This is a genomic window from Streptomyces sp. BK022 (genome assembly GCF_004217355.1).
GTDB lineage: Bacteria > Actinomycetota > Actinomycetes > Streptomycetales > Streptomycetaceae > Streptomyces > Streptomyces griseoluteus.
This window is the reverse complement of sequence record NZ_SHKU01000009.1, coordinates 112,557-138,648: the sequence shown is the minus strand read 5'-3', so window position 1 is coordinate 138,648 and position 26,092 is coordinate 112,557. Positions and strand designations below refer to the sequence as shown.

22 protein-coding genes and 1 pseudogene are annotated in these 26,092 nt (G+C 71.5%); 14 read left to right on the top strand and 9 right to left on the bottom strand.

Features of this window, described 5'->3' with window-relative positions; all coding sequences use genetic code 11:
* Together EV284_RS31745 and EV284_RS31740 are read left to right on the top strand one after the other, a co-directional pair.
* Positions 1 to 180: pseudogene (locus EV284_RS31745) on the top strand (glucose-6-phosphate isomerase); the annotation flags it as partial.
* Between the two features lie 240 nt (positions 181 to 420).
* A complete protein-coding gene (locus EV284_RS31740) occupies positions 421 to 5,259 on the top strand; it encodes a DUF3320 domain-containing protein (protein ID WP_130340322.1) in 4,839 nt (1,612 codons plus the stop codon).
* 62 nt (positions 5,260 to 5,321) lie between these two features.
* On the opposite strand, the gene pgl is transcribed toward EV284_RS31740, so the two are convergent.
* From pgl to tkt, 5 genes are read right to left on the bottom strand one after another with little or no spacing between them, the layout of a single operon-like run.
* A complete protein-coding gene (pgl, locus tag EV284_RS31735; protein ID WP_130340320.1) occupies positions 5,322 to 6,104 on the bottom strand; it encodes a 6-phosphogluconolactonase in 783 nt (260 codons plus the stop codon).
* Positions 6,101 to 7,198 carry a glucose-6-phosphate dehydrogenase assembly protein OpcA gene (opcA, locus tag EV284_RS31730; RefSeq protein WP_130340318.1) on the bottom strand — a complete coding sequence of 366 codons (1,098 nt, stop codon included), beginning with the start codon at positions 7,196 to 7,198 and terminating at the stop codon, positions 6,101 to 6,103. The genes pgl and opcA overlap by 4 nt, the downstream gene beginning before the upstream one ends.
* Positions 7,195 to 8,733: a glucose-6-phosphate dehydrogenase gene (gene zwf, locus EV284_RS31725; RefSeq protein ID WP_130340316.1), complete on the bottom strand. Its 1,539-nt coding sequence runs from the start codon at positions 8,731 to 8,733 to the stop codon at positions 7,195 to 7,197. Before zwf ends, opcA begins: the two co-directional genes overlap by 4 nt.
* Position 8,734: 1 nt before the next feature.
* Entirely contained in the window at positions 8,735 to 9,853 is a 1,119-nt protein-coding gene (gene tal / locus EV284_RS31720; protein WP_130340314.1) for a transaldolase, read from the bottom strand.
* A 34-nt stretch (positions 9,854 to 9,887) separates the two neighbouring features.
* Entirely contained in the window at positions 9,888 to 11,975 is a 2,088-nt protein-coding gene (tkt, locus tag EV284_RS31715) for a transketolase (protein WP_130340312.1), read from the bottom strand.
* A 373-nt stretch (positions 11,976 to 12,348) separates the two neighbouring features.
* Here tkt and EV284_RS31705 point away from each other — a divergent pair, with 373 nt between their 5' ends.
* The 4 genes from EV284_RS31705 (at position 12,349) to EV284_RS31690 (ending at position 15,669) form a co-directional block, all read left to right on the top strand.
* Positions 12,349 to 13,350, top strand: a complete 1,002-nt coding sequence (locus EV284_RS31705; RefSeq protein ID WP_207229185.1) for a heme o synthase — start codon at positions 12,349 to 12,351, stop codon at positions 13,348 to 13,350.
* Positions 13,351 to 13,407: 57 nt separating this feature from the next.
* Positions 13,408 to 13,722 carry a hypothetical protein gene (locus tag EV284_RS31700; RefSeq protein ID WP_130340308.1) on the top strand — a complete coding sequence of 105 codons (315 nt, stop codon included), beginning with the start codon at positions 13,408 to 13,410 and terminating at the stop codon, positions 13,720 to 13,722.
* Between the two features lie 75 nt (positions 13,723 to 13,797).
* A complete protein-coding gene (locus EV284_RS31695) occupies positions 13,798 to 14,898 on the top strand; it encodes an amidohydrolase (RefSeq protein WP_130340306.1) in 1,101 nt (366 codons plus the stop codon).
* Positions 14,899 to 14,937: 39 nt separating this feature from the next.
* Positions 14,938 to 15,669, top strand: coding sequence for a nucleotidyltransferase (locus EV284_RS31690; protein ID WP_130340304.1), 732 nt, complete (start codon positions 14,938 to 14,940; stop codon positions 15,667 to 15,669).
* A gap of 2 nt (positions 15,670 to 15,671) precedes the next feature.
* Here the strand turns inward: EV284_RS31690 and EV284_RS31685 are convergent, their stop codons facing one another.
* The 4 genes from EV284_RS31685 to EV284_RS31670 are packed head-to-tail and all read right to left on the bottom strand — an operon-like array spanning position 15,672 to position 19,280.
* Positions 15,672 to 16,682 carry a COX15/CtaA family protein gene (locus EV284_RS31685; RefSeq protein ID WP_130340302.1) on the bottom strand — a complete coding sequence of 337 codons (1,011 nt, stop codon included), beginning with the start codon at positions 16,680 to 16,682 and terminating at the stop codon, positions 15,672 to 15,674.
* A 60-nt stretch (positions 16,683 to 16,742) separates the two neighbouring features.
* Complete coding sequence (locus EV284_RS31680) at positions 16,743 to 17,516, bottom strand: ABC transporter permease (protein WP_130340300.1); 774 nt, start codon at positions 17,514 to 17,516, stop codon at positions 16,743 to 16,745.
* A complete protein-coding gene (locus tag EV284_RS31675; protein ID WP_130340298.1) occupies positions 17,513 to 18,436 on the bottom strand; it encodes an ABC transporter ATP-binding protein in 924 nt (307 codons plus the stop codon). The genes EV284_RS31680 and EV284_RS31675 overlap by 4 nt, the downstream gene beginning before the upstream one ends.
* A gap of 31 nt (positions 18,437 to 18,467) precedes the next feature.
* Positions 18,468 to 19,280: an AAC(3) family N-acetyltransferase gene (locus EV284_RS31670; protein ID WP_130340296.1), complete on the bottom strand. Its 813-nt coding sequence runs from the start codon at positions 19,278 to 19,280 to the stop codon at positions 18,468 to 18,470.
* 184 nt (positions 19,281 to 19,464) lie between these two features.
* Between EV284_RS31670 and EV284_RS31665 the strand changes: the two genes are divergently transcribed.
* From EV284_RS31665 to EV284_RS31630, 8 genes are all read left to right on the top strand, one after another.
* Positions 19,465 to 20,223 carry an ArsR family transcriptional regulator gene (locus EV284_RS31665; protein WP_130340294.1) on the top strand — a complete coding sequence of 253 codons (759 nt, stop codon included), beginning with the start codon at positions 19,465 to 19,467 and terminating at the stop codon, positions 20,221 to 20,223.
* A complete protein-coding gene (sufB, locus tag EV284_RS31660) occupies positions 20,220 to 21,641 on the top strand; it encodes a Fe-S cluster assembly protein SufB (protein ID WP_030815341.1) in 1,422 nt (473 codons plus the stop codon). The genes EV284_RS31665 and sufB overlap by 4 nt, the downstream gene beginning before the upstream one ends.
* A gap of 71 nt (positions 21,642 to 21,712) precedes the next feature.
* Positions 21,713 to 22,894: a Fe-S cluster assembly protein SufD gene (gene sufD, locus EV284_RS31655; protein ID WP_130340292.1), complete on the top strand. Its 1,182-nt coding sequence runs from the start codon at positions 21,713 to 21,715 to the stop codon at positions 22,892 to 22,894.
* The gene (locus EV284_RS31650) at positions 22,891 to 23,214 is read left to right on the top strand and encodes a non-heme iron oxygenase ferredoxin subunit (protein ID WP_030815347.1); all 324 of its coding nucleotides are present in this window, start codon (positions 22,891 to 22,893) and stop codon (positions 23,212 to 23,214) included. The genes sufD and EV284_RS31650 overlap by 4 nt, the downstream gene beginning before the upstream one ends.
* A 7-nt stretch (positions 23,215 to 23,221) precedes the next feature.
* Complete coding sequence (sufC, locus tag EV284_RS31645) at positions 23,222 to 23,986, top strand: Fe-S cluster assembly ATPase SufC (RefSeq protein ID WP_030815350.1); 765 nt, start codon at positions 23,222 to 23,224, stop codon at positions 23,984 to 23,986.
* On the top strand, positions 23,983 to 25,239 hold the full coding sequence (locus EV284_RS31640) for a cysteine desulfurase (RefSeq protein WP_130340290.1): 1,257 nt from the start codon (positions 23,983 to 23,985) through the stop codon (positions 25,237 to 25,239). Before sufC ends, EV284_RS31640 begins: the two co-directional genes overlap by 4 nt.
* Positions 25,240 to 25,257: 18 nt before the next feature.
* Positions 25,258 to 25,731, top strand: coding sequence for a Fe-S cluster assembly sulfur transfer protein SufU (gene sufU, locus EV284_RS31635; protein WP_086692707.1), 474 nt, complete (start codon positions 25,258 to 25,260; stop codon positions 25,729 to 25,731).
* Positions 25,728 to 26,060, top strand: a complete 333-nt coding sequence (locus tag EV284_RS31630) for a metal-sulfur cluster assembly factor (RefSeq protein WP_031182020.1) — start codon at positions 25,728 to 25,730, stop codon at positions 26,058 to 26,060. The genes sufU and EV284_RS31630 overlap by 4 nt, the downstream gene beginning before the upstream one ends.
* Positions 26,061 to 26,092: the final 32 nt, after the last annotated feature.

Here is a 26,092-nt window from a genome sequence, read left to right as displayed (position 1 = left end):
CACAAGGTGTTCGTGCAGGGCGCGGTCTGGAACATCGACTCCTTCGACCAGTGGGGCGTCGAGCTGGGCAAGGTCCTCGCCAAGCGCATCGAACCGGCCCTCACCGAAGGCGCGGACGTGCCGGGCCTCGACCCGTCCACGCGGGCACTGGTCGCCGAGTACCGGAAGATGGGCGGCTGACCCGATCCTGAGGCGGGCGCGGGCAGTTCGACTCCGCCGCGCCCGCCCCGGAAAGATTCCGGTGGCGCCGGTCAAGTGGAAGCACCCTGACCGCGCAAGAGTTCCCCCGTACTTTCACAACAGATCCATATCAGGTTGTCGATCTTCGGTGTGGCGGCGGGACGCACCTGATAGGGAGATACCTCCAGGGGGGCCGGAGAGGGTGGTCACCCCTGCGCAGCTCCGGGAGGTACCCACCACATGGCCCATCAGCCGCACACCCTGTTGAAGGCCGTGCTCGACGGATGGCGGAACTCTCTGCTGGACATGGGCGGCCGCAACCGGCTGCTGAACTTCCGGCACACCAGGACCGCCACCCTGGAGATCACCGCACCGGACCCGGCCGCCCTGCTCGCGGAGCTGGCCAAGGGCTGGGAGTTCGCCGCCGTCACCGAGCGGGAGGCCGGGGTGGAGCTGGCCAAGGCCGGTGACACCGGCACCGCGCGGCGCTCCCGGCCCGGACTGGTCACCCAGAAGACCACGCAGGCCGCGCTGGACAGTTCGCTGTACCAACTCCGCCAGAAGTCCGGCCAGATGTTCAACGACTACGGCCTCTGGGTGCTCTGGCTCGGCATCGGCATGCTCGACTGGCGCGAACCCGGCGCCCACGAGAGCAGCGCCGCCCCGCTGCTCCTCGTCCCCGTGGAGCTGCGCCGGGACGGCAACCGTCAGTACCGGCTTCACCCGGCCGAGGGGCAGGAGCGCATCCACAACCCGGCGCTCGCCGTGAAGGCGGACCGGCTCGGCGTCGACTGGTCGCCCGTCACCGGCACCGACGCCGCCGACCTGGGTGCCGTGCTCGCCGCCGCCCGGAAGGTCACCGCCCGGCAGGAGGGCTGGGCGGTCCAGGAGCGGGCGGTGCTCGGGCTGTTCGCCTCCCACCGCGAGGCGATGTACCAGGACCTCCAGCAGAACGAGGAGCAGATCCTCGCCCACCCGCTGGTCCGCGCCGTCGCGCTCGGTCCCGACGCCGGGCTCCCCGCCGACCTGGTCGACTTCGAGCCGCCCGGCCTCGACCGCATCGACGAGGTCCAGCTCCCCGAGCAGACCCCGCTCGTCCTGGACGCCGACGCCTCTCAGCGGCAGTGCGTGGCGGCGGCGCTGGACGGGCGGTCCTTCGTGATGAGCGGGCCGCCCGGCACCGGCAAGAGCCAGACCATCACCAACCTGATCGCCGCGCTCATGCACGCCGGCCGCAGCGTGCTGTTCGTCAGCGAGAAGGCCGCCGCCCTGGACGTCGTGCGCAACCGGCTGGGCGCGGTCGGGCTCGGTGACTTCGTGATGGCGCTGCACAGCGGCGACACCAGCAAGAAGGCCGTGGCCACCGAACTCGCGCGGGTACTCACCACCGAGGCCCGCGTCACCGGCGCCGCCGCCCACGAGCTGGAGCGCGCCCGGGCCCTGCGCGAGGAGCTGTCCGGCTACGCGGCCGCGATGAACGAGACCCGCGACCCCCTCGGCCGTACCCTGCACGACGTGCTCGGCCGGCTGGTGCTGCTGGAGCAGGCGGAGACCCCGCAACTCCCGCTCGGCTCGCGCAACGCCAAGGCCGCGCGCACCCTGAGTGCCGCCGCGCTCCAGGAGCTGCTGACCGCCGCCGGTACCGTCGCCCGTGCCTGGCGCCCCGCCGCCGAGGGGGACGCCTTCGCCTGGCGCGGTCTGACTGGCACCGCCCCGCACCAGGCCGTGGACGAGGCCGCCGACGCGCTCGGCGCCCTGGTCACCGCCGCCGGACGCCGCCCCTTCGCCGTCACCGTGGACGAGCCCCGCACGGTCCGCGAACTCCAGCAGCTCGTCCGCACCCTCGCCGCCGGGCTGCCCGGCACCACGGCACCGGCCGACGGGACGCTGCCCGACGACATCACCGCGCAGACCGCCCAGCTCGCGGACCTCTTCGGCATGCCCAAGCCGGACCGGCCCGAGGCCGCGTTCGCTCTGTGCGAGCTGGCCGCGCTCACCACCGCCGGACACCGCCCGCCGCGCGACTGGTTCGACGCCGGGACACTGCGCCGCGCGCACACCGCCGCCGCCGAGCTGCGTACCGCCCTCGAAGCCGAGGAGCAGGCCCGCGCGGCCGCCGCCGACGTGTTCGGGGAGCAGGTGCTCGCCGAGCCCGAACTCCCGGAGCTGGTCGCCCGGTTCGGGGAGCAGCACAAGGGGCTGATGGCCCGCTTCTCCGCGCAGTACAAGGCCGACCGGCTCAAGCTCACCGGCCTCACCCGCACCGGCACCTGGGACAAGGCCCTCCTCGCCCGGCTGGACCACGCCCTCGCCTGGCACCAAGCCGCCGCCGAGGTCGCTCGGCTCACCGAGGCCCACCGCGCACTCCTCGGCCCGTACACCCCGCGCACCCTCCTGGCCTGCGCCGACACCGGCCAGGCCCTCGCCACCGCCGACCGGATCGCGGTGCTCGGCGCCCCGGCCGAGCGGCCCGCCCTGCTGGCCGACCGCCTCGCCGCCGACGCCGACCCCGACCCGCTGCCCGCCCTGCTCGCGGACCAGATCCGGGGCGCCCTCGCCGCCTGGTGCGCCGTCGCCACCGCCCGCGCCGCCCGCTGGAACGCGGCCGTCACCGAGCTGCTCGACCAGTTCGACACGGCCCGCCGCACCCAGCTCTCGCCCGGCCTGCTCGGCCCCCTCGACCAGGCCGGGCAGGCCGTCGACGCCCTGCTCAACGACCCGCAGGGTCCCGAGGTCTGGCACACCCACGTCGGCGGGGTCGCCGTGCTCGCCCGGCACGGCGCCGACACGCTGGTCACCGGTGCCGCCGAGCGCGGGCTCGATCCGGCGCGGCTGCCCGAGGTGGCCGAGCAGGCGGTGCTGCGTGCCTGGGCGGACGACCTGCTCGCCACCGACCCCCGGCTGCGCAGCACCCGTGCGGAGGACCTGGACACCCGCGTGGCCGACTTCCGCGCCGCCGACCTGCGCCTGGTCGCCGCGGCGGGCGGTGCGGTGACGGAGGCGTGCAACAAGCGGCGCCCGCGCAACTTCGCCGGGGGCGGCGGCGCCGTCATCGTCCGCGAGGCCGAGAAGAAGACCCGGCACATGCCGGTGCGCGAGCTGCTGGGCCGCACCCGCGAGGTCGTCCAGGCGGTCAAGCCCTGCTTCATGATGAGCCCGCTGACCGTCAGCCAGTTCCTGCCGCCCGACTTCCACTTCGACGTGGTGGTGTTCGACGAGGCGTCCCAGGTCCGGCCCAGCGACGCCGTGAACTGCGTCTACCGGGGCCGCACCCTGATCGTCGCCGGTGACGACAAGCAGCTCCCGCCGACCTCGTTCTTCGACTCCGCGGTGGACGACGACTCCGACGAGTACGCCGAGGACCTGCCCGACTCCTTCGAGTCCCTGCTGCACGCCTGCAAGGCGGGCGCGATGCGCGAGCTGCCCCTGCGCTGGCACTACCGCAGCCGCCACGAGAACCTGATCACTTTCAGCAACCGCGAGTTCTACGCCAACTCGATGATCACCTTCCCCGGCGCGGTGGCCGAGGGCGAGGACGTGGGCGTGGCCTTCCTGGCGGCCGACGGTGTCTACGACCGGGGCGGGCGCCGGGACAACCGGGCCGAGGCCGAGTTCGTGGCCCGGCGGGTGCTGCACCACTTCGACACCCGGCCCGGCAAGACCCTCGGTGTCGTCGCGCTCTCGCAGGCGCAGGCGTCCGCGATCGACCTGGCCGTGCAGCAGGCCCGGCTCGCCCGGCCCGACCTCGACCACTGCTTCACCGAGGACCGGCTCGACGGGTTCTTCGTGAAGAACCTGGAGTCGGTGCAGGGCGACGAGCGCGATGTGATGATCATGTCGATCGGCTACGGCCCCGACGAACACGGCCGCCTCGGCCTCAACTTCGGCCCGATCAACAAGAACGGCGGCTGGCGGCGCCTCAACGTGGCGGTCACCCGCGCCCGCTTCCGCATGGAGGTCGTCTCCTCCTTCCGGGGCACCAGCCTGGCCGACAGCGCCAATGAGAGCGTGCAGTACCTCAAGCGATATCTGGAGTACGCCGAGAACGGCCCCGCCGTCCTCGCCCGTGACGTGGTCCAGTCCGACGCCGAACCCGACAGCCCCTTCGAGGAGTCCGTCCTCGCCGTGCTGCGCGGCTGGGGCTACCGGGTCCAGCCGCAGGTCGGCGTCGCCGGGTACCGCATCGACCTGGGCGTACGCCACCCCGAGCTGCCCGGCGCGTACGCCCTCGGCATCGAGTGCGACGGCGCGATGTACCACTCCTCCAAGGCCGCCCGCGACCGGGACCGGCTGCGCGAGCAGGTGCTGAACGGGCTCGGCTGGAAGCTGCACCGCATCTGGGGCACCGACTGGTACCGGGGCCGGGCGGCGGCGGAGCGCCGGCTGCGCGAGGCCGTCGAACAGGCCGTCGCGAGCGGCCCGTTGAACACGGTGACCGGTCCGGCGCCCGTCGCCGCGGTGCCCGAGCAGCGCACCGAGCCCGTGGACATCCCGCTGGAGCGCGTCCCCGTCGACCTCGGCACCGGACGCGAGTGGAGCGCGCCGTACGCCCCCGGTGTCGTCACCGTCGCCCCGCGCCACGAACTGCACACCGCCGAGGCGCGGCCCGCGCTGCGCGAGGTGCTGACCCGGATCATCGAGGCCGAAGGGCCGGTCCACGAGGACCTGTTGGTGCAGCGGGCGCGGGAAGCCTGGGGCGTCGGCCGGGCGGGCAGCCGTATCCGGGACAACGTCCGCGCGGTCGCCGACGCCCTGGTGCGCTCCCGGAAGATCGCCTCCGCCGACGGCTTCTACACCCTCGCGGACCCCGGCCCGCTGAAGGCCCGTCACCCCCGCGAGGGCGACACCCCCCGCAAGGTCGTGCACATCGCGCCCGGCGAACGCCATGTGGCCCTGTACGAACTGGCCGCCGAGTGCCCCGGCATGACCGAGGACGAACTCATCAGACAGACCTGCGAGTTCTTCGGCTGGCGGCGCACCGGCAAGGACATCCGCGACCGGCTCGCCGCCGACATCGCCGAACTCCGCGGCGCCGGACGGCTCCAGGGCGGCCCGGAGCAGGTGAGCGCCGCCCGCTGAGAAAACACGAAGGGCGGCGGAGACTCCACGAAGTCCCCGCCGCCCCTTTCCATGCGCTCAGCTCACGGCGAGGCCGGCGGATACATCGACCGCGGCAGGTCCGCCGCGGCCGCCGAGTCCAGCAGCCACAGCGTCCGCGCCCGGCCCCGCGCGCCGGCCGCGGGGGCCTGCACCTCGCCCGCGCCGGACAGCGCGATCGCCACCGCCTCGGCCTTGTCCTCGCCCGCCGCCAGCAGCCACACCTCACGAGCCGCGCGGATCGCGGGCAGCGTCAGGGAGGTCCGGGTCGGCGGCGGCTTGGGCGCGCCGTGCACACCCACCACCGTGCGCTCGGTCTCCCGCACCGCGGGCAGCTCCGGGAAGAGCGAGGCCACATGGGTGTCCGGGCCGACGCCCAGCAGCAGCACGTCGAACTCCGGCACCTCGGCGTGGTCCTCGGGACCGGCCGCCTTGGCCAGCTCCGCCGCGTACGCGGCGGCCGCCGCGTCCACGTCCGCGCCGTAGGGTCCGTCGGAGGCGGGCATCGGGTGCACCCGCGCCGGGTCCAGCGGTACGGAGTCCAGCAGGGCCTCGCGGGCCTGCGTGTAGTTGCGGTCCGGGTCGCCCTCGGGGAGGTAGCGCTCGTCGCCCCACCACAGGTCCAGGCGGCCCCAGTCGATCGCGTCCCGCGCGGGCGCCTTGGCCAGCGCGGCCAGCAGACCGTTGCCGTTGCGGCCGCCGGTGAGGACCACCGAGGCGTGACCGCGCGACGCCTGGGCGTCCACGATCTTGGTGATCAGCCGCGCGGCGGCGGCCTCGGCCATCAGTTCCTTGTCGCGGTGCACGACCAGTTGCGGAGTGCTCACTTCGACGCCGCCTTCCTCGCGAGGGAGTTCGGGGTGGGCCGCTCGGCCTCGCCCTCCTCGGTACCCGCCTCGGACTCGGCGACAGCCACCTCGGCGACCGCCTCGTCCTCCGCGGCCTTGTCCGCCGCCTGGGCCGGAGCCCCGCCCAGCGCCGCCACCGCGTCCGCGCCCGCCGACAGCCGCTCCACGCCGTAGCGCAGGGCCGCCGCGTAGGTGTCGTCCGGGTCGAGCCGGCGCAGCTCCTCCGCGATCAGCTCGGCGGTGCCCCGGCGCTGGAGCGCCACCGCACGGCCCGGCTGGCCCTGGATGGACAGGTTCGCCAGCGAACCGTCCGCCCGGTCCAGCACGATGGGCCCGCACGTCGTCTCCATCCGGACCGCCGTCAGACCCGGACCCGAGGACAGCGACCGCCGCACCGGCACGCCCAGCCGGTCCGCCAGCCACATGGCCAGCAGCTCGCAGCTCGGATTGAACTCCTCGCCCTCCACCTCGACGGACCGCACCTCGCAGTCCACCTGGTCCAGGGCCGCCGCCAGCATCGAACGCCACGGCGTGATCCGCGTCCACGCCAGGTCGGTGTCGCCCGGCGTGTACGTCTCCGCACGCGCCGCCAGCTCACGCACCGGCTGCTCGGCCGCGTAGGTGTCGGTGACCCGGCGCTGCGCCAGCGCGCCCAGCGGGTCCTCGGCCGGGTCGATCGGGGAGTTCACCGGCCACCAGACCACCACCGGCGCGTCCGGGAGCAGCAGCGGCAGCACCACCGAGTCGGCCTGGTCGGACACCTCGCCGTACAGCCGCAGCACGGCCGTCTCGCCGGTGCCCGCCTCCGCGCCCACCCGCACCTCGGCGTCGAGCCGGGAGCTGGTGCGGTCGCGCGGGGTGCGCGAGACCCGGCGGATGACGACCAGGGTGCGCGAGGGGTGTTCCCGCGAGGCTTCGCTCGCCGCCCGCAGCGCGTCGTAGGCGTTCTCCTCGTCGGTGACGATGACGAGGGTCAGCACCATGCCCACGGCGGGCGTGCCGATGGCGCGGCGGCCTTCCATCAGCGCCTTGTTGATCTCACCGGCGGTGGTGTCGGTCAGGTCTATCTTCATGGCCGGCGCCAGCTCCGTCCGTCTCGTGCGAGCATCTCGTCGGCCTCGGCCGGGCCCCAGGTGCCCGACTTGTACTGCGCGGGCCGCCCGTGCTCGTCCCAGTACTCCTCGACCGGGTCGAGGATCTTCCAGGACAGCTCGACCTCCTCCGTGCGCGGGAAGAGGTTGGCGTCGCCGAGCAGCACGTCCAGGATCAGCCGCTCGTACGCCTCGGGGCTGGACTCGGTGAAGGACTCGCCGTAGGCGAAGTCCATCGACACGTCCCGGATCTCCATCGACGTGCCCGGCACCTTGGAGCCGAAGCGGACCGTGATGCCCTCGTCGGGCTGGACCCGGATGACGATGGCGTTCTGGCCCAGCTCCTCGGTCGCCGTGTGGTCGAAGGGGGAGTGCGGGGCCCGCTGGAACACGACCGCGATCTCGGTGACCCGGCGCCCCAGCCGCTTGCCGGTGCGCAGGTAGAAGGGGACGCCCGCCCAGCGGCGGTTGTCGATCTCCAGCTTCAGCGCCGCGTAGGTGTCGGTCTTCGACCTGGGGTCGATGCCGTCCTCTTGCAGATAGCCGATGACCTTCTCGCCACCCTGCCAGCCGGCCGCGTACTGCCCGCGCACGGTGCCGGCGCCCAGGTCCTTCGGCAGCCGCACGGCACCGAGCACCTTGGTCTTCTCCCTGGCCAGCGCGTCCGCCCCGAAGGAGGACGGCTCCTCCATGGCGGTCAGCGCCAGCAGCTGGAGCAGGTGGTTCTGGATGACGTCACGCGCGGCGCCGATGCCGTCGTAGTACCCGGCGCGGCCGCCGATGCCGATGTCCTCGGCCATGGTGATCTGGACATGGTCGACGTACGACCGGTTCCAGATCGGCTCGAACATCGTGTTGGCGAAGCGCAGCGCCAGGATGTTCTGGACGGTCTCCTTGCCGAGGTAGTGGTCGATCCGGAACACCTGGTCCGGCTCGAACACCTCGTGCACGACCTTGTTCAGCTCCTCGGCCGACTTCAGGTCGTGGCCGAACGGCTTCTCGATGACCGCGCGGCGCCAGGAGCCCTTGGACTGGTCGGCCAGCCCGCTCTTCTTGAGCTGTTGGATCACGACCGGGAAGGCGCCCGGCGGGACCGACAGGTAGAAGGCGAAGTTGCCGCCGGTGCCCTGCTGCTTGTCCAGCTCGTCGATGGTCGAGCGCAGCCGCTCGAACGCCTCGTCGTCGTCGAAGGTGCCCTGGACGAAGCGCATCCCCTGGATGAGCTGCTGCCAGACCTCCTCGCGGAACGGCGTCCGCGCGTGCTCCTTGACCGCGTCGTGCACGACCTGGGCGAAGTCCTCGTCCTCCCAGTCGCGGCGGGCGAAGCCCACCAGGGAGAAGCCCGGCGGCAGCAGACCGCGGTTGGCCAGGTCGTAGACGGCCGGCATCAGCTTCTTGCGCGACAGGTCGCCGGTGACGCCGAAGATCACCAGGCCCGACGGCCCCGCGATGCGCGGGAGCCGCCGGTCCGCGGGATCACGAAGCGGGTTCGCTCCGGAACCGTTGAGGGGTGACAAATCAGCCCTCCGAGGGGGCGAGGCGCTTCAGCTCCGCCTCGGTCGACTTGAGCAGGTCGTTCCAGGACCCCTCGAACTTGTCCACGCCCTCGTCCTCGAGCACCTGGACGACGTCGTCGTAGGAGATCCCGAGAGCCTCGATCGCGTCGAGGTCGGCACGGGCCTGCTCGTAGGTGCCGGTCACCTTGTCCCCGGTGATCTCACCGTGGTCCTCGACGGCCTCCAGGGTGGCCTCCGGCATGGTGTTGACCGTGTTCGGCGCGACCAGCTCGGTGACGTACATCGTGTCCGGGTACGCCGGGTCCTTCACGCCGGTCGACGCCCACAGCGGACGCTGCTTGTTGGCGCCCGCCTTCTCCAGCGCCTTCCAGCGGTCGGTGGAGAAGACCTCCTCGTACGCCTGGTAGGCGAGGCGCGCGTTGGCGATGGCGGCCTTGCCGCGCAGCGCCTTGGCCTCGTCGGTGCCGATCGCGTTCAGCCGCTTGTCGACCTCGGAGTCCACGCGGGACACGAAGAAGGACGCCACGGAGTGGATCTTGGACAGGTCCAGGCCGCGCTCCTTGGCCTTCTCCAGGCCGGTCAGGTAGGCGTCCATGACCTTGCGGTATCGCTCGAGGGAGAAGATCAGCGTGACGTTGACGCTGATGCCGTTGCCGATCGTGTCCGCGATGGCCGGCAGACCCGCCTCGGTCGCCGGGATCTTGATCAGCGTGTTCGGGCGGTCCACCAGCCAGGCGAGCTGGCGGGCCTCGGCCAGCGTGGCGCGCGTGTTGTGCGCGAGGCGGGGGTCGACCTCGATGGAGACCCGGCCGTCCTTGCCGCCGGTGGCCTCGAAGACCGGGCGCAGGATGTCGGCGGCGTCACGGACGTCCGCCGTCGTGATCATGCGGATGGCCTCTTCGACCGTGACCTCACGCGCGGCGAGGTCGGTGAGCTGCTGGTCGTAGCCGTCGCCCTGCGAGATCGCCTTCTGGAAGATCGTGGGGTTGGTGGTGACGCCCACGACGTGCTGCTGGTCGATCAGCTCGGCGAGGTTGCCGGACGTGATCCGCTTGCGCGACAGGTCGTCCAGCCAGATCGCCACGCCTTCCTCGGAGAGGCGCTTGAGTGCGTCTGTCATGGAAATTGCATCTCCTACGTGTCGTTTACGGGCGTCAGCGCTGCGCGGCGGCGAGGGATTCCCGCGCCTTGTCGGCCACGTTCTCCGGAGTGAAGCCGTACTCGCGGAACAGGACCTTGCCGTCCGCGGACGCGCCGAAGTGCTCCAGGGAAACGATGCGGCCGGCGTCACCCACGTACTTGTGCCAGGTCAGACCGATGCCCGCCTCCACGGCGACGCGGGCCTTGACCGACGCCGGCAGTACGGAATCCCGGTACCCCTGGTCCTGCTCCTCGAACCACTCGACCGACGGCATCGAGACGACACGGGTGGGCACGCCCTCGGCCTGGAGCTGCTCGCGCGCCTCCACGGCGACGTGCACCTCGGAACCGGTGGCGATCAGGATCACCTGGGGCTCACCGCCCTCGGCCTCGAACAGGACGTAGCCGCCTCGCGCGGCGTCCTCGTTGGGCTCGTACGTCGGCACGCCCTGGCGGGTCAGCACCAGGCCGGTCGGGGCGCCCTTGCCGAACTCCTTGGTCCAGCGCTTGAGCACCTCGCGCCAGGCGGTCGCGGTCTCGTTGGCGTCCGCCGGGCGGACCACGTTCAGACCGGGGATCGCGCGCAGCGCGGCCAGGTGCTCCACCGGCTGGTGGGTCGGGCCGTCCTCGCCGAGACCGATCGAGTCGTGCGTCCACACGTACGTCACCGGCAGGTGCATCAGCGCCGACAGGCGGACGGCGTTGCGCATGTAGTCGGAGAACACGAGGAACGTGCCGCCGTAGACGCGGGTGTTCCCGGCCAGGGTGATGCCGTTCATCTCGGCGGCCATGGCGAACTCGCGGATGCCGAAGTGGATCGTGCGGCCGTACGGGTTCGCCTCCGGCAGCGGGTTGCCCGCCGGGAGGAAGGAGCTGTCCTTGTCGATGGTCGTGTTGTTCGACCCGGCGAGGTCGGCGGAGCCGCCCCACAGTTCGGGGATGACCGGGCCGAGCGCCTGGAGGATCTTGCCGGAGGCGGCACGGGTGGCCACGCTCTTGCCGGTCTCGAAGACCGGGATCTTCAGCTCCCAGCCGGTCGGCAGGGCGCCCGCGCTGATGCGGTCGAACTCGGCCGCGCGGTCCGCGTTGTTCTCGCGCCAGACCTGGAAGCCCTTCTCCCACTCCGCCTTGGCCTGACGGCCGCGCTCCAGGGCGCCGCGGGTGTGGTCGAGGACCTCGTCGGCGACGGCGAAGCTCTGCGTCTCGTCGAAGCCGAGGACGCGCTTGGTGGCCGCCACCTCGTCCTCACCGAGGGCCGAGCCGTGCGCGGCCTCGGTGTCCTGCGCGTTCGGGGCGGGCCAGGCGATGATCGAGCGCATGGCGATGAAGGACGGCCGGTCGGTGACCGCCTTGGCCTTCTCGATCGCCGCGTAGATCGCCTCCGGGTCCAGGTCGCCGTCGGACTTGGGCTCCACGCGCTGGACGTGCCAGCCGTACGCCTCGTACCGCTTCATCGTGTCCTCGGACACGGCGGTCTCGGTGTCGCCCTCGATCGAGATGTGGTTGTCGTCCCACAGCAGGACCAGGTTGCCGAGCTTCTGGTGGCCCGCGAGGGAGGACGCCTCGGAGGAGATGCCCTCCTGGAGGCAGCCGTCACCGGCGATGCAGTAGATGTAGTGGTCGAACGGGGACGTGCCCTCGGGCGCGTCGGGGTCGAACAGGCCCCGCTCGAAGCGCGACGCCATCGCCATGCCCACCGCGTTGGCCACACCCTGGCCCAGCGGGCCGGTGGTGGTCTCGACGCCCTTGGTGTGCCCGTACTCCGGGTGGCCCGGAGTCTTCGAGCCCCAGGTGCGGAAGGACTTCAGGTCGTCCAGCTCCAGGCCGAAGCCGGCCAGGTAGAGCTGCGTGTAGAGGGTCAGGGACGAGTGACCGGCGGACAGCACGAAGCGGTCGCGGCCCACCCACTGCGGGTCGGCGGGGTCGTGCCGCATCACCTTCTGGAAGAGGGTGTAGGCGGCCGGGGCCAGGCTCATCGCCGTGCCGGGATGGCCGTTGCCGACCTTCTGTACGGCGTCGGCGGCCAGGACCCGGGCGGTGTCCACGGCCCGCTGGTCCAGCTCGGTCCACTCAAGGTCTGTGGTGGTCGGCTTGGTGCTCACCCTGGGTCAGGGCTCCTCTCCACATGTCGGTCGCCGGTTCGCGGCGCGTGGCGCCCGCCGGCCGCCGGTGCACTGGTGTCCACCGGCCGTTGTCGAGCCTACCCCCGAGGGGACGTGCGTTTTTTCGAGTCATTCCAGACTGCCGGGACTCGTCGCGATCCGCCTCCCGACCGGCCCGGAAGCCGCTTGGCACATGAATACGGAGCCGCTCGTCCGAGTGCTCAACCGAGCTGTGGGAGACCTCGGACGGGCGGCGTGTCGCACGGCTCGCCAACACGAGCCGACCCCGGCGAAAAACCGGATATGGGCAACGTCTAAAGTGGCGTGGTACGCGCGAGCCTTTACCCCGCTTTCACACGGGAATGCTCGCTTGATGTCTCTGTCAGGGGTGTGCGTGACGGCCGTCGAATCCCGTCCTGGCGGCACTTCCCAGGCCCTCGAGGCTCTGGGGGAGGCCGGTCCCGGTACGAGCCGGAGCCCGGTTGACCGGTCGTTCGGAGCCCGTGTCAAGGGCTTCGTGGCGCTGACCAAGCCGCGGATCATCGAGCTGCTGCTCATCACCACGGTGCCGGTGATGTTCCTGGCCCAGCAGGGGGTGCCCGACCTGGGTCTCGTCCTGCTCACCTGCGTCGGCGGTTATCTGTCCGCGGGCGGCGCCAACGCGCTCAACATGTACATCGACCGCGACATCGACGCGCTGATGGACCGCACCTCGCAGCGACCGCTGGTGACCGGACTGGTCAGCCCGCGCGAGTGCCTCGCCTTCGGCATCACCCTCGCGGTCGTCTCGACACTGCTGTTCGGGCTGACCGTCAACTGGCTGTCCGCCTGGCTGTCACTCGGTGCGCTCCTCTTCTACGTGGTCGTCTACACGCTGATCCTCAAGCGGCGTACCTCGCAGAACATCGTCTGGGGCGGTATCGCGGGCTGCCTGCCGGTGCTGATCGGATGGTCCTCGGTCACCGACTCGATGTCCTGGGCGCCGGTCATCCTCTTCCTCGTGATGTTCTTCTGGACGCCGCCGCACTACTGGCCGCTGTCCATGAAGGTCAAGGAGGACTACGCCCGCGTGGGCGTGCCGATGCTGCCCGTCGTCGCCTCCAACAAGGTGGTCGCCCGGCAGATCGTGATCTACAGCTGGGTGATGGTCGCCGTCTCCCTGCTGCTGACCCCGCTCGGCTACACCGGCTGGTTCTACACCGTGGTCGCCCTCGCGGCCGGCGGCTTCTGGCTCTGGGAGGCGCACGGCCTGCAGAACCGGGCCAAGGCCGAGGTGACGGGGGGCAAGCTGAAGGAGATGCGGCTGTTCCACTGGTCGATCACCTACGTCTCCATCCTCTTCGTCGCCGTCGCGGTGGACCCCTTCCTCCGCTGACCCGGACGCCGACCCCACCCGTCGCCCTTTTCTCTACTCGTCGGTAGCATCCCTGTCATGGCTGACACGGAGCAGGTTGACGCGAAGAGCGAGCGCCAGGTGAAGCGGCTCGCCCACCAGATCGGTACGTTCGCCAAGGCGCACGGGGGCGCCGAGGGGAACGTGGCCTACCTCGGCGAGCGCGGGGCCCGTATCGCCCTCGTGGGCGAGGACGGCGAGTGGGGCAACCTCGTGGCCCCCAGCGTGGAGATCGGACGCCGCGCGGTGGAGAAGGCCGGAGTGGAGCTCCGGGACGACTTCGACGGGGAGTTCGCGGCGAAGATCCGCACCAGCGCCTACGAGTGGAAGCGGATGGCCGGGATTCAGCTCTGAGTCCCGCCCCCGCGCCACCTGAATCCGGTTCGTGCCGTTAGGACGTGTGAAACAGCGTCCTCGTCGGGAGCCGGAATGATCGACACGCCTTCGCTCGTGGATCAGTACTGCCATGGGGTGCTTCGGACCGAGCTGGGCCTCGGGACCTTCGAGGCGCGGCTGGCGCGGGGGGAGGGGCCGGCCGCGCCGGGGACCACGCTGTTCGACACGCAGACGGGGTTCGCGGTGCGGCGCTGGTGTCCGCCGCTGCTCGGCCTGGAGCCGCACTGCCCGCCCGCCCGCTATCTGGCCCGGCGCCGCGAACTGGGCGTGCTGGAGGCCGGGCGCAGGCTGCTGCGCGGGTCCGGGATCACCACCTACCTGGTCTCCAGCGGGCTGCCCGACGCTCTCACCGGGCCCGAGGAGATGGCCGCCGCCGGGGACGCGGAGGCGCGCGCGGTGGTCCGGCTGGAGCCGCTGGCCGAGCAGGTCGCGGACACCTCGGGCACGGTCGCCTCGTTCCTCGCCAATCTGGCCGAGTCGGTGCACGGGGCCGCCACGCACGCCGTCGCCTTCGCCGCCACCGCCTCCCTCGTCGGCCGGGGGGCCGCCCTCGCCCCCGAGCCGCCGGGACCCGGCGCGGTACGGAGCGCCGCCGCCCGCTGGCTGGCCGGACGGCGCGTGGGGGAGGAGCTGACCGACCCCGTCCTGCTGGGCCACCTGCTGTGGACCGCGGTGGCCACGGGCCGCCCGCTCCAGCTGCACGCCGGCCCCGAGGAGCCCGGCCTCGGCACCGACCCCGCCCCGCTGACCGGCTTCGTACGGGCCACCGCGGGCCTCGGCACCGACCTGGTCCTGCTGCCCGGCCTCTTCCACCACCGGTACACGGCCCGGCTGGCGGGCGCCCACACGCATGTCTACGCCGACTCCGGCGCCGCCCTCGCCCGTACCGGCGCCCGCGCGGCCGCGATCCTCGCGGACATCCTGGAACTCGCCCCCTTCGGCAAGGTCCTCTTCTCCACCGGCGCCGAGTCCCTGCCCGAACTCCACGTGGTGGGCGCCCACCTCTTCCGCGAGTCCCTGGACCGGGTCCTCGGCACCTGGCTCACCGAGGGCGCCTGCAGCCCGGCCGACGCCCGCCGGGTGGCCCACCTCCTGGCGTCCGAGAACGCCCACCGGGTGTACGGGCTGCGCTGACCTCTGTACGGGCGGCCCCCCGTCCCCGACACTCGCCCCATGCCGACCGAAGCGCTCGTCTCCCGCTTCCTGGACGACCTCGCCCCCCTCCGCCCGCTCGCCGTCTGGGCCCACGGCTCACTGGGCGGCGGGGACTACCAGGAGGGCCGCAGCGACCTCGACCTGATCGCGGTGCTGCCCGGCCCGCTGACCCCGGCTGCCGTGGGCCGGCTGCTCGGACTGCACCGGCGGCTGCGCGCCGAACCCCTGGCGGCCAAGCTGCACTGCTCGTACCTGACCCCGCGCACCGCGGCCGATCCGGCGAGGTCGCATGTGACCTGGGCGCACGACGGGGTCAGGCGCCGTCCGGTCACCCCGGTGACCCGGAGGGAGTTGCACGAGTTCGGCCGGGTGCTGCACGGGGCGCCGCCCGCCGCGTATCTGCCGCCCGTGCCGGACCGGGAGCTGCGGGACTTCGTCGCTGCCGACCAGCGGGACTTCTGGCGCCCGGCCGTGGACAGAGAGCGGCTCTGGACGGAGGACATCTGGGTCGATCTCGGCCTGCTGACCTTCGCCCGCGCCACCGTGACCCTGCGCGAGGGGCGGCTGATCTCCAAGCGCCAGGCGCTCACCGAGCTGCCCGTACTGGGGGCGCCGCGCGAGGTCGTCGAGGACATCACGCGACGGCGCTACGGGGAGCACGGCCCCGGGCCCTCGCCGGACCAAAGGGCCCGGCTGACCCGCGCCTACCTCGGGCCGGCCATCGACGCGCTGGTGGCCGGGTACCGCTGAACTCAGGCCGGGGTGCCCACCGAGACCTCCGTGGCCGGGCCCGGTACGGAGGCCGGGGTGGCCGGGCGTTCGCGGAGGGAGAGCAGGACGCGGAGGGTGGCGATCCACATGAGGCAGGAGCCGAGCATGTGGAGGGCGACCAGGGCCTCGGGGAGGTGGGTGAAGTACTGGACGTAGCCGATGACGCCCTGGCCCAGGAGGATCAGGAAGAGGTCGCGGGTGCGGGCCAGGGGGCCCTTGGGCGCGTCGACCGCCTTGAGGACGAACCACAGGGCGAAGGTCAGGGTGACCACGATCCAGGCCAGCACCGCGTGCAGCTTGGCGATCATCTCCCAGTCCAGCGGGATGCGCGCCACCTCGGAGGAGTCGCCCGCGTGCGGGCCGGCGCCGGTCACCACCGTGCCGACCGCGATCAGCAGCACGGCCGCGGCCACCAGGGACCACACGAGCTGCCGTACCGCCCCGCCGACCAGCGGACGCGGCTCGGCGTCACCCTCACGGGTGCGCTGCCACATCACGGTGGCCACGGTGATCAGCGCCGTGGAGAGCAGGAAGTGCGCGGCGACCGTGTACGGGTTCAGTCCGACCAGCACCACGATGCCGCCGAGCACCGCGTTGCCCATGACCACCCAGAACTGCGCCCAGCCGAGCCGGGTCAGGTCGCGCCGCCACGGCTTCTGGGAGCGGGCGGCGATGATCGCCCAGCCGACGGCCGCGCAGAGCACGTACGTCAGCATGCGGTTGCCGAACTCGATGACACCGTGCACGCCCATGGCGCGGGTGGTCGTCAGTGAGTCGTCGGTGCAGGTGGGCCAGGTCGGGCAGCCGAGCCCGGAGCCGGTCAGGCGCACCGCGCCGCCGGTGACCACGATGACCACCGACATCACGAGAGCGGCGAGCGCGGCCCGGCGGACGGTCCGGGGGTCCGGGGTCCAGCGGTCGGCGATGAAGGCGAGCGGGTTGCGGAGGGCCGTCGCGGCGTCGGCGGGGGTCAGCTTTGGCACGCGCACCATCGTAGGCGCCCGCTTGTGCACGCATTCACGAGGGGCGCCCCCCCCGAGCCGGGTGGGCACCTACTCCCAGCGGAAGAACCTGCCCGCCGCCGCGAGCCCCACGACCGCCCACACCGCGAGGATCGCCACGTCGCCCCAGGGCATCTGGGCGCCGTGCTGGAGCACGTCCCGCAGACCGTCGGAGAGCGCGGAGATCGGCAGCAGCCCGAGGACGTGCTGCCCGGCGGAGCCGAACTTCTCCAGCGGCACGATCACCCCGCCGCCGACCAGCAGCAGCAGGAAGACCAGGTTGGCCGCGGCCAGCGTGGCCTCCGCCTTCAGCGTCCCCGCCATCAGCAGCCCGAGCCCGGAGAACGCGGCCGTGCCGAGCACCAGCAGAAGCAGTACGGCGGCCGGGTTGCCGTGCGGGGACCAGCCCAGCGCGAAGGCGATGACGGTCAGCAGGACGACCTGGAGCGCCTCGGTGACCAGCACCGCGGCCGTCTTCGCGGTCATCAGGCCCCAGCGCGGCAGCGGTGAGGAGGCCAGCCGCTTCAGCACGCCGTAGCGCCGCTCGAAGCCGGTGGCGATGGCCTGCCCGGTGAACGCCGTGGACATCACCGCCAGCGCCAGGATGCCGGGGGTGAGGAAGTCCACCGCCTTGCCGGACCCGGTGTCCACGATGTCGACCGAGCCGAACAGCGCCAGCAGCAGGGCCGGGATCACCACGGTCAGCAACAGCTGCTCGCCGTTGCGCAGCAGCATCCGCGTCTCCAGCGCCGCCTGGGCGCCGATCATGCGGGGGAGCGGGGCCGCTCCGGGCCTCGGGGCGTACGTGCCCGGCGCGGTGGTCATGAGCGCAGCTCCTTGCCGGTCAGTTCCAGGAAGACGTCTTCGAGGGTGTGCCGCTCCACCGAGATACGGTCCGGCATCACCCCGTGCTGCGCGCACCAGGAGGTGACCGTGGCGAGCAGCTGCGGGTCGATCTTGCCGGTCACCCGGTAGTTGCCCGGCGTCAGCTCGTCGGCCGTGCAGTCGGCTGGGAGCGCCTTGAGCAGCGAGGCCACGTCCAGTCCGGGGCGCCCGCCGAAGCGCAGGGTGTTCTCGGCGCCGTCGCGGCACAGCTCCTCCGGGGAGCCCTGGGCGATGACCCGGCCGCCGTCGATGATCGCCACGTCGTCCGCGAGCTGCTCGGCCTCGTCCATGTGGTGCGTGGTGAGGATCACCGAGACCCCGTCGGCGCGCAGGTCCCGTACCAGGTCCCAGGTGGCGCGGCGGGCCTGTGGGTCGAGGCCGGCGGTCGGCTCGTCCAGGAAGACCAGCTCGGGACGGCCGACGACGGCCATGGCGAGCGCGAGCCGCTGCTGCTGCCCGCCGGACAGCCGCCGGTAGGAGGTCCGGCCGCAGGAGCCGAGGCCGAGCCGTTCGATCAGGGCGTCCACGTCGAGGGGGTGCGCGTGCAGCCTGGCGACGTGCCGCAGCATCTCGTCGGCGCGGGCGCCGGAGTAGACACCGCCGGACTGGAGCATCACACCGACCCGGGGGCGCAGCGCGGCGGCGTCCCGGACCGGGTCGAGGCCCAGGACGCGCACGGTGCCGGAGTCCGGGGTGCGGTATCCCTCGCAGGTCTCGACGGTGGTCGTCTTGCCGGCCCCGTTGGGACCGAGGACGGCGGTCACGCCCGGCCGGGCCTCCAGGTCGAGGCCGTCCACCGCGGTCTTCCGCCCGTACCGCTTCACCAGGGCCTGGACCTGGACCACGGGGTCACTATGCATGGGTCCAGAGTCTAGGGAGGCGCGGCGGGGCTCAGGCGCGGGGGTGCTGGAAACCGGCCTCGCGGGGCCGGTGCAGCGGGAGCCAGCGCTCGGCGTAGGCCACCGCGTCCGCGACCGGGAACAGCCGGGCCATGGCCGCGCCGACCCGGCCGCGCAGGACCGGGCGGTCCCGCTCGAAGTCGTGGCCCAGCTCGTCGAAGCGGTCGGAGGTGATGGACACCTCGGTCACCGTCTCCCAGCCGCCGGGGCCGGGCCGCCCGACCTCCACCGTCGGCGCGGGTATCCGGTATTCCGCCAGGTGGAAGCTGGTGCAGGCGTCGTAGCCCGCCCCCAGCAGCAGCACCCGGGCGCCGAGCCGCTCCAGGCGTGCCAGGGGGCTCTGCTCCCCGAGCCGGCAGTCCGGGGCGTGGCCGTCGGTGATCCGGGCGGCGCGGGGGCCGAGCGCGGCGAAGGAGGTCTGCGGGTGGGAGCTGCGCCGGGCGCCGGGCCAGGTGCGCACGGTCTCCGGGATCACCCCGACCCCGCGCGAGGGGGTGGTGCGGGGGTCGTAGAACGGCATGGTGGCCCGTACCGTCTCCCACCACTCGGGCGGCACCGGGGGCGCGCGCCACAGCTCGGGGTCGGAGAGGTCCGCGGACTGGGTGGGGACGACCAGGGTGCCGTCCGGGCCGAGGGCGTCGAGAAGGCCCTGGACGACGGCGACGGCGCCGCCGTTCACCCACCCGAGGGAACTCAGCGAGGAGTGCACGAGCAGGGTCTCGCCGGGCTCCACACCCAGCTTCAGGAGCTGCTCGGCGAGGGTGGGGCGGGTGAGAAGGGGGCCCGCCGGGACAGGGGTCGGCATGGCGCGGAGTCTGCCCGGCCAAGGCGCCGGACGCCAGCGGTTTTGCCTGGTGAGGGGTGCCGCGATGGGCGTCCCGGAGATCGTTTCCGCAGGTCAGGTTAGGTGTGCCTAAGTGACGCAGGGCACCGTGGATCGCTCCGGGCCTGGCTTGTCAGGCTCCGAGGAATTACGCAACAATAGCGTTGTGAAAAACGTCGACGAGGCTCGGGAGACCCCCACGGGGTCCCAGGAGGAGCTGGCGACCGGTGAGCGTTCGACGCGCAACCGGGTCGCGCGGTCGATCCTGGACCACGGGCCGTCGACCGTCGCCGAACTGGCCGGCCGGCTGGGCCTCACCCAGGCCGCCGTACGCCGGCATCTGGACGCGCTGGCCGCCGACGACGTCGTGCAGGCACGCGAACAGCGGGTGTACGGAGCCCGGACCCGCGGCCGCCCCGCGAAGGTCTTCGCCCTGACCGCCTGCGGCCGGGACGCCTTCGACCAGTCCTACGACCAGCTCGCCGCCGACGCCATGCGCTGGATCGCCGAGCGCGAGGGCGGGGGCGAGGCCGTCGCCGCGTTCGCCCGGGCCCGCATCGCCGCCCAGGCCGCCACCTACCGCGAGGCCGTCGAGGGAGTGGAGCCCGAGCGCCGCGCCGAAGCCCTGGCCAGGGCCTTGACCGCGGACGGGTACGCTGCTACGGCACGCAGTGCCCCCCTCCCGCAACAGGGTGAGCAGCTCTGCCAGCACCACTGTCCGGTCGCCCACGTCGCCGAGCAGTTCCCCCAGCTCTGCGAGGCGGAGACGGAGTTCTTCGCCGAGCTGCTGGGAACCCACGTCCAGCGACTGGCGACCATCGCCCACGGCGACGGCGTCTGCACGACGTTCATCCCCAAGATTTCCAAGACCGACAAGTCCGATCAGAGCCACCACGCAAGCACGGCCGGGAGGAACCCCGCATGACGCTCCCCACGGAGACTGCCCACCCCGAACTCGAGGGTCTGGGCAAGTACGAATACGGCTGGGCCGACTCCGACGTAGCCGGCGCCTCGGCCAAGCGCGGCCTGAGCGAGGCCGTCGTCCGCGACATCTCGGACAAGAAGTCCGAGCCGGAGTGGATGACCAAGCTCCGCCTCAAGGGCCTGAAGCTGTTCGAGAAGAAGCCCATGCCCAACTGGGGCTCGGACCTCTCGGGCATCGACTTCGACAACATCAAGTACTTCGTGCGCTCCACGGAGAAGCAGGCGGAGTCCTGGGAGGACCTGCCCGAGGACATCAAGAACACCTACGACAAGCTGGGCATCCCGGAGGCCGAGAAGCAGCGCCTCGTCGCCGGTGTCGCCGCCCAGTACGAGTCCGAGGTCGTCTACCACCAGATCCGCGAGGACCTGGAGGAGCAGGGCGTCATCTTCCTGGACACCGACACCGCGCTCCGCGAGCACCCCGAGCTGTTCAAGGAGTACTTCGGCACGGTCATCCCGGTCGGTGACAACAAGTTCGCCTCGCTGAACACGGCCGTGTGGTCCGGCGGCTCCTTCATCTACGTGCCGAAGGGCGTGCACGTGGAGATCCCGCTCCAGGCCTACTTCCGGATCAACACCGAGAACATGGGCCAGTTCGAGCGGACGCTGATCATCGTCGACGAGGACGCCTACGTCCACTACGTCGAGGGCTGCACCGCGCCGATCTACAAGTCGGACTCGCTGCACTCCGCGGTCGTCGAGATCATCGTCAAGAAGGGCGCCCGCTGCCGTTACACGACCATCCAGAACTGGTCGAACAACGTCTACAACCTGGTCACCAAGCGCGCCGTCGCCTACGAGGGCGCCACCATGGAGTGGGTCGACGGCAACATCGGCTCCAAGGTGACCATGAAGTACCCGGCCGTCTACCTCATGGGCGAGCACGCCAAGGGCGAGACCCTCTCCATCGCCTTCGCGGGCGAGGGCCAGCACCAGGACGCCGGCGCCAAGATGGTCCACATGGCCCCCAACACGTCCTCCAACATCGTCTCGAAGTCGGTGGCGCGCGGCGGCGGCCGTACCTCCTACCGCGGTCTCATCGAGATCGGTGAGGGCGCGGCCGGATCGAAGTCCAACGTGCTGTGCGACGCGCTGCTCGTCGACACGATCTCCCGCTCGGACACCTACCCCTACGTCGACGTCCGCGAGGACGACGTCTCCATGGGCCACGAGGCGACCGTCTCCAAGGTCTCCGAGGACCAGCTCTTCTACCTGATGAGCCGCGGCCTCTCCGAGGACGAGGCGATGGCGATGATCGTGCGCGGCTTCGTCGAGCCGATCGCCAAGGAGCTGCCGATGGAGTACGCGCTGGAGCTCAACCGGCTGATCGAGCTGCAGATGGAGGGCGCGGTCGGCTGACCCGCCGCCCGTACCCCGTCACGCCACACACGCAGCCACCTACGCACCAGAAAGCGAGCACCCCGACAGCCATGGCTGAGCAGAACATCCCCGTGGGGTCCACCACCGCGGGCTCGATCGCGGTCGCCGCGGAGTCGACCGTCGCCACGCGCATGAGCGCGCCCCCCTCCTACGACGTCGCGGACTTCCCCGTCCCGCACGGCCGGGAGGAGGAGTGGCGGTTCACTCCGCTGGAGCGGCTGCGCGGCCTGCACGACGGCACCGCCGTCGCCACGGGCGAGGGCCTGAAGGTCGTCGTCGAGGCCCCCGAGGGCGTCACCGTCGAGAACGTCGGCCGTGACGACGCCCGGCTCGGCAAGGCCGGCACCCCGGTCGACCGCGTCGCCGCCCAGGCGTACTCCGCCTTCGAGCAGGCGTCGGTCGTCACCGTGCCCAAGGAGACCGTCCTCACCGAGCCGATCCGCATCGCGGTGCACGGCGAGGGCGGCACCGCCTACGGCCACCAGGTGATCGAACTCGGCGCCTTCGCCGAGGCCCTCGTCGTCATCGACCACACCGGTGACGCGGTGCTCGCCGCCAACGTCGACTACGTGCTCGGCGACGGCGCCAAGCTGACCGTCGTCTCCGTCCAGGACTGGGACGACAAGGCCGTGCACGTGGCCCAGCACAACGCCCTGGTCGGCCGCGACGCCTCCTTCAAGTCCGTGGTCGTCACCTTCGGCGGCGACGTCGTCCGCCTCCACCCGCGCGTCAGCTACGCGGGCCCCGGCGGCGAGGCCGAGCTGTTCGGCCTGTACTTCACCGACGCCGGCCAGCACCAGGAGCACCGCCTCCTGGTCGACCACAACACCCCGCACTGCCGTTCCCACGTCGTCTACAAGGGCGCGCTCCAGGGCGAGGGCGCGCACGCGGTCTGGATCGGTGACGTGCTCATCGAGGCCAAGGCCGAGGGCACCGACACCTACGAGATGAACCGCAACCTGGTGCTCACCGACGGCTCCCGCGTCGACTCGGTCCCCAACCTGGAGATCGAGACCGGCGAGATCGTCGGCGCCGGCCACGCCTCCACCACCGGCCGCTTCGACGACGAGCAGCTCTTCTACCTGATGGCCCGCGGCATCCCGGAGCACGAGGCCCGCCGTCTGGTGGTCCGCGGCTTCTTCGCCGAGCTGGTCCAGCAGATCGGCCTCCCCGACATCGAGGAGCGCCTGCTCGTCAAGATCGAGGAGGAGCTGGAGGCCGCGGTCGCATGACGACGACCTTCCAGCGCGCCTGCGGACTGAGCGAGCTGTCGGAGGACACCCCCAAGCGGGTGGAACTCGACGGCACGCCGGTCTCGGTCGTGAAGACCGAGGGCGAGGTGTACGCGATCTACGACATCTGCTCGCACGCGAACGTCTCCCTCTCCGAGGGCGAAGTGGAGGACGGGCAGATCGAGTGCTGGCTGCACGGCTCCTGCTTCGACCTCCGCAGCGGCAAGCCGTCCGGCCCGCCCGCGACGCGCCCCGTCCCCGTATACCCCGTAAAGATCGAAGGGGACGACGTGCTCGTCTCCCTCACCCAGGAGTCCTGAGGCACCCATGGCAACGCTTGAAATCCGAGACCTGCACGTCACCGTCGAGGCCGACAACGCCACGAAGGAGATCCTCAAGGGCGTCGACCTCACCGTGAAGCAGGGCGAGACGCACGCCATCATGGGCCCCAACGGCTCGGGCAAGTCGACCCTCGCCTACTCGCTCGCGGGTCACCCGAAGTACACGATCACCAGCGGCACCGTCACCCTCGACGGCGAGGACGTCCTCGCCATGTCGGTCGACGAGCGCGCCCGCGCCGGCCTCTTCCTCGCCATGCAGTACCCGGTCGAGGTCCCCGGCGTCTCCGTCTCCAACTTCCTGCGCACCTCCGCCACCGCCATCCGCGGCGAGGCCCCCAAGCTGCGTACCTGGGTGAAGGAGGTCAAGGAGAACATGGAGCGGCTCCACATGGACCCCTCCTTCGCCGAGCGCAACGTCAACGAGGGCTTCTCCGGCGGTGAGAAGAAGCGCCACGAGATCCTCCAGCTGGAGCTGCTCAAGCCGCAGGTCGCCATCCTCGACGAGACCGACTCCGGCCTCGACGTGGACGCCCTGCGCATCGTCTCCGAGGGCGTCAACCGCGTCCGCGAGACCGGCGAGACCGGCACCCTGCTGATCACGCACTACACGCGCATCCTGCGCTACATCAAGCCGGACTTCGTCCACGTGTTCTCCGGCGGCCGCATCGTCGAGTCCGGCGGTCCCGAGCTGGCCGACAAGCTGGAGAACGAGGGCTACGAGGCATACACGAAGGGTGGCGTATCCGCGTGACAGAGCTGCCGGGCCTCCTCGACACCGAGGCGATCCGCAAGGACTTCCCCATCCTGGGCCGCGAGGTCCACGACGGGCGCAAGCTCGTGTACCTGGACAACGCGGCGACCTCGCAGAAGCCGCGCCAGGTGCTGGACGCCCTGAGCGAGTACTACGAGCGCTACAACGCCAACGTCCACCGCGGCGTGCACGTCCTCGCCGAGGAGGCCACGGCGCTGTACGAGGGCGCGCGTGACAAGGTCGCCGACTTCATCAACGCGCCCAGCCGCGACGAGGTGATCTTCACCAAGAACGCCTCCGAGTCGCTCAACCTCGTGGCCAACATGCTGGGCTGGGCCGACGAGCCCTACCGGGTCGACCACGAGACCGAGATCGTCATCACGGAGATGGAGCACCACTCCAACATCGTGCCGTGGCAGCTGCTCGCGCAGCGCACCGGCGCGAAGCTGAAGTGGTTCGGCCTCACCGACGACGGCCGCCTCGACCTGTCCAACCTGGACGAGATCATCACCGAGAAGACGAAGATCGTCTCCTTCGTGCTGGTCTCCAACATCCTGGGCACGGTCAACCCGGTCGAGGCGATCGTGCGCCGCGCCCAGGAGGTCGGCGCGCTGGTGTGCGTCGACGCCTCGCAGGCCGCGCCGCACATGCCGCTGGACGTACAGGCGCTCGGCGCCGACTTCGTGGCCTTCACCGGCCACAAGATGTGCGGTCCGACCGGCATCGGTGTGCTCTGGGGCCGCCAGGAACTCCTGGAGGACCTGCCTCCGTTCCTCGGCGGCGGCGAGATGATCGAGACGGTGTCGATGCACTCCTCGACCTACGCGCCCGCCCCGCACAAGTTCGAGGCCGGTACCCCGCCGATCGCTCAGGCGGTCGGTCTCGGTGCCGCGATCGACTACCTGAACTCGATCGGCATGGACAAGGTCCTCGCCCACGAGCACGCGCTCACCGAGTACGCGGTGAAGCGGCTGGGCGAGGTCCCCGACCTGCGCATCATCGGCCCCTCCACGGCCGAGGACCGCGGCGCGGCGATCTCCTTCACGCTCGGCGACATCCACCCGCACGACGTGGGCCAGGTCCTCGACGAGCAGGGCATCGCGGTGCGCGTCGGCCACCACTGCGCGCGGCCGGTCTGCCTGCGGTACGGAATTCCGGCGACCACCCGGGCGTCGTTCTATCTGTACTCCACGCCCGGCGAGATCGACGCACTGGTCGAGGGGCTGGAGCACGTACGGAACTTCTTCGGCTGAGAGGCGTGGGCTGACACCGTGAAGCTGGACTCGATGTACCAGGAAGTCATCCTGGACCACTACAAGAACCCGCACGGGCGTGGTCTCCGGGATGGCGACGCCGAGGTGCACCACGTGAACCCGACGTGCGGCGACGAGATCACCCTCCGGGTGCGGTACGACGGTACGACGATCGCGGACGTCTCGTACGAGGGCCAGGGCTGTTCCATCAGCCAGGCCTCGGCGTCCGTGCTGAACGAACTGCTGGTGGGCAAGGACCTGCCCGAGGCGCAGAAGATCCAGGAGACCTTCCTGGAGCTGATGCAGTCCAAGGGCCGGATCGAGCCCGACGACGCGATGGAGGAGGTGCTGGAGGACGCGGTCGCGTTCGCCGGTGTCTCCAAGTACCCCGCGCGGGTCAAGTGCGCCCTCCTGAGCTGGATGGCGTGGAAGGACGCGACGGCCCAGGCCCTGGGCGAGGCCGGCGCGGACGCCGAAAGGAAGACGGCATGACCGACACCGCTGAGATGAAACCGGTCTCGGAGGAAGAACTCCGCGAGGCCCTGATGGACGTCGTCGACCCCGAGCTGGGCATCGACGTCGTCAACCTCGGTCTGATCTACGGCATTCACGTCGACGACGCGAACATCGCCACGATCGACATGACGCTGACCTCCGCGGCCTGCCCGCTGACGGACGTCATCGAGGACCAGGCCAAGTCCGTCACCGACGGCCTGGTCAGCGAACTCCGCATCAACTGGGTCTGGATGCCCCCGTGGGGCCCCGACAAGATCACCGACGACGGCCGCGAGCAGCTGCGGGCGCTGGGGTTCAACGTCTGAGACCTGCTTTTCCCCTTCACGGGAACGAGGCG

Bases quoted from the DNA above. Each gene is read 5' to 3' on its own strand.
- EV284_RS31705 (WP_207229185.1), top strand. From the start codon at position 12,349: ATGTCTCTGTCAGGGGTGTGCGTGACGGCCGTCGAATCCCGTCCTGGC.
- sufD (WP_130340292.1), top strand. From the start codon at position 21,713: ATGGCTGAGCAGAACATCCCCGTGGGGTCCACCACCGCGGGCTCGATC.
- EV284_RS31685 (WP_130340302.1), bottom strand. From the start codon at position 16,682: ATGGTGCGCGTGCCAAAGCTGACCCCCGCCGACGCCGCGACGGCCCTC.
- tal (WP_130340314.1), bottom strand. From the start codon at position 9,853: ATGACAGACGCACTCAAGCGCCTCTCCGAGGAAGGCGTGGCGATCTGG.
- opcA (WP_130340318.1), bottom strand. From the start codon at position 7,198: ATGAAGATAGACCTGACCGACACCACCGCCGGTGAGATCAACAAGGCG.
- EV284_RS31740 (WP_130340322.1), top strand. From the start codon at position 421: ATGGCCCATCAGCCGCACACCCTGTTGAAGGCCGTGCTCGACGGATGG.
- EV284_RS31675 (WP_130340298.1), bottom strand. From the start codon at position 18,436: ATGCATAGTGACCCCGTGGTCCAGGTCCAGGCCCTGGTGAAGCGGTAC.
- EV284_RS31695 (WP_130340306.1), top strand. From the start codon at position 13,798: ATGATCGACACGCCTTCGCTCGTGGATCAGTACTGCCATGGGGTGCTT.
- EV284_RS31650 (WP_030815347.1), top strand. From the start codon at position 22,891: ATGACGACGACCTTCCAGCGCGCCTGCGGACTGAGCGAGCTGTCGGAG.
- EV284_RS31690 (WP_130340304.1), top strand. From the start codon at position 14,938: ATGCCGACCGAAGCGCTCGTCTCCCGCTTCCTGGACGACCTCGCCCCC.
- sufC (WP_030815350.1), top strand. From the start codon at position 23,222: ATGGCAACGCTTGAAATCCGAGACCTGCACGTCACCGTCGAGGCCGAC.
- EV284_RS31670 (WP_130340296.1), bottom strand. From the start codon at position 19,280: ATGCCGACCCCTGTCCCGGCGGGCCCCCTTCTCACCCGCCCCACCCTC.
- EV284_RS31700 (WP_130340308.1), top strand. From the start codon at position 13,408: ATGGCTGACACGGAGCAGGTTGACGCGAAGAGCGAGCGCCAGGTGAAG.
- EV284_RS31630 (WP_031182020.1), top strand. From the start codon at position 25,728: ATGACCGACACCGCTGAGATGAAACCGGTCTCGGAGGAAGAACTCCGC.
- EV284_RS31680 (WP_130340300.1), bottom strand. From the start codon at position 17,516: ATGACCACCGCGCCGGGCACGTACGCCCCGAGGCCCGGAGCGGCCCCG.
- sufB (WP_030815341.1), top strand. From the start codon at position 20,220: ATGACGCTCCCCACGGAGACTGCCCACCCCGAACTCGAGGGTCTGGGC.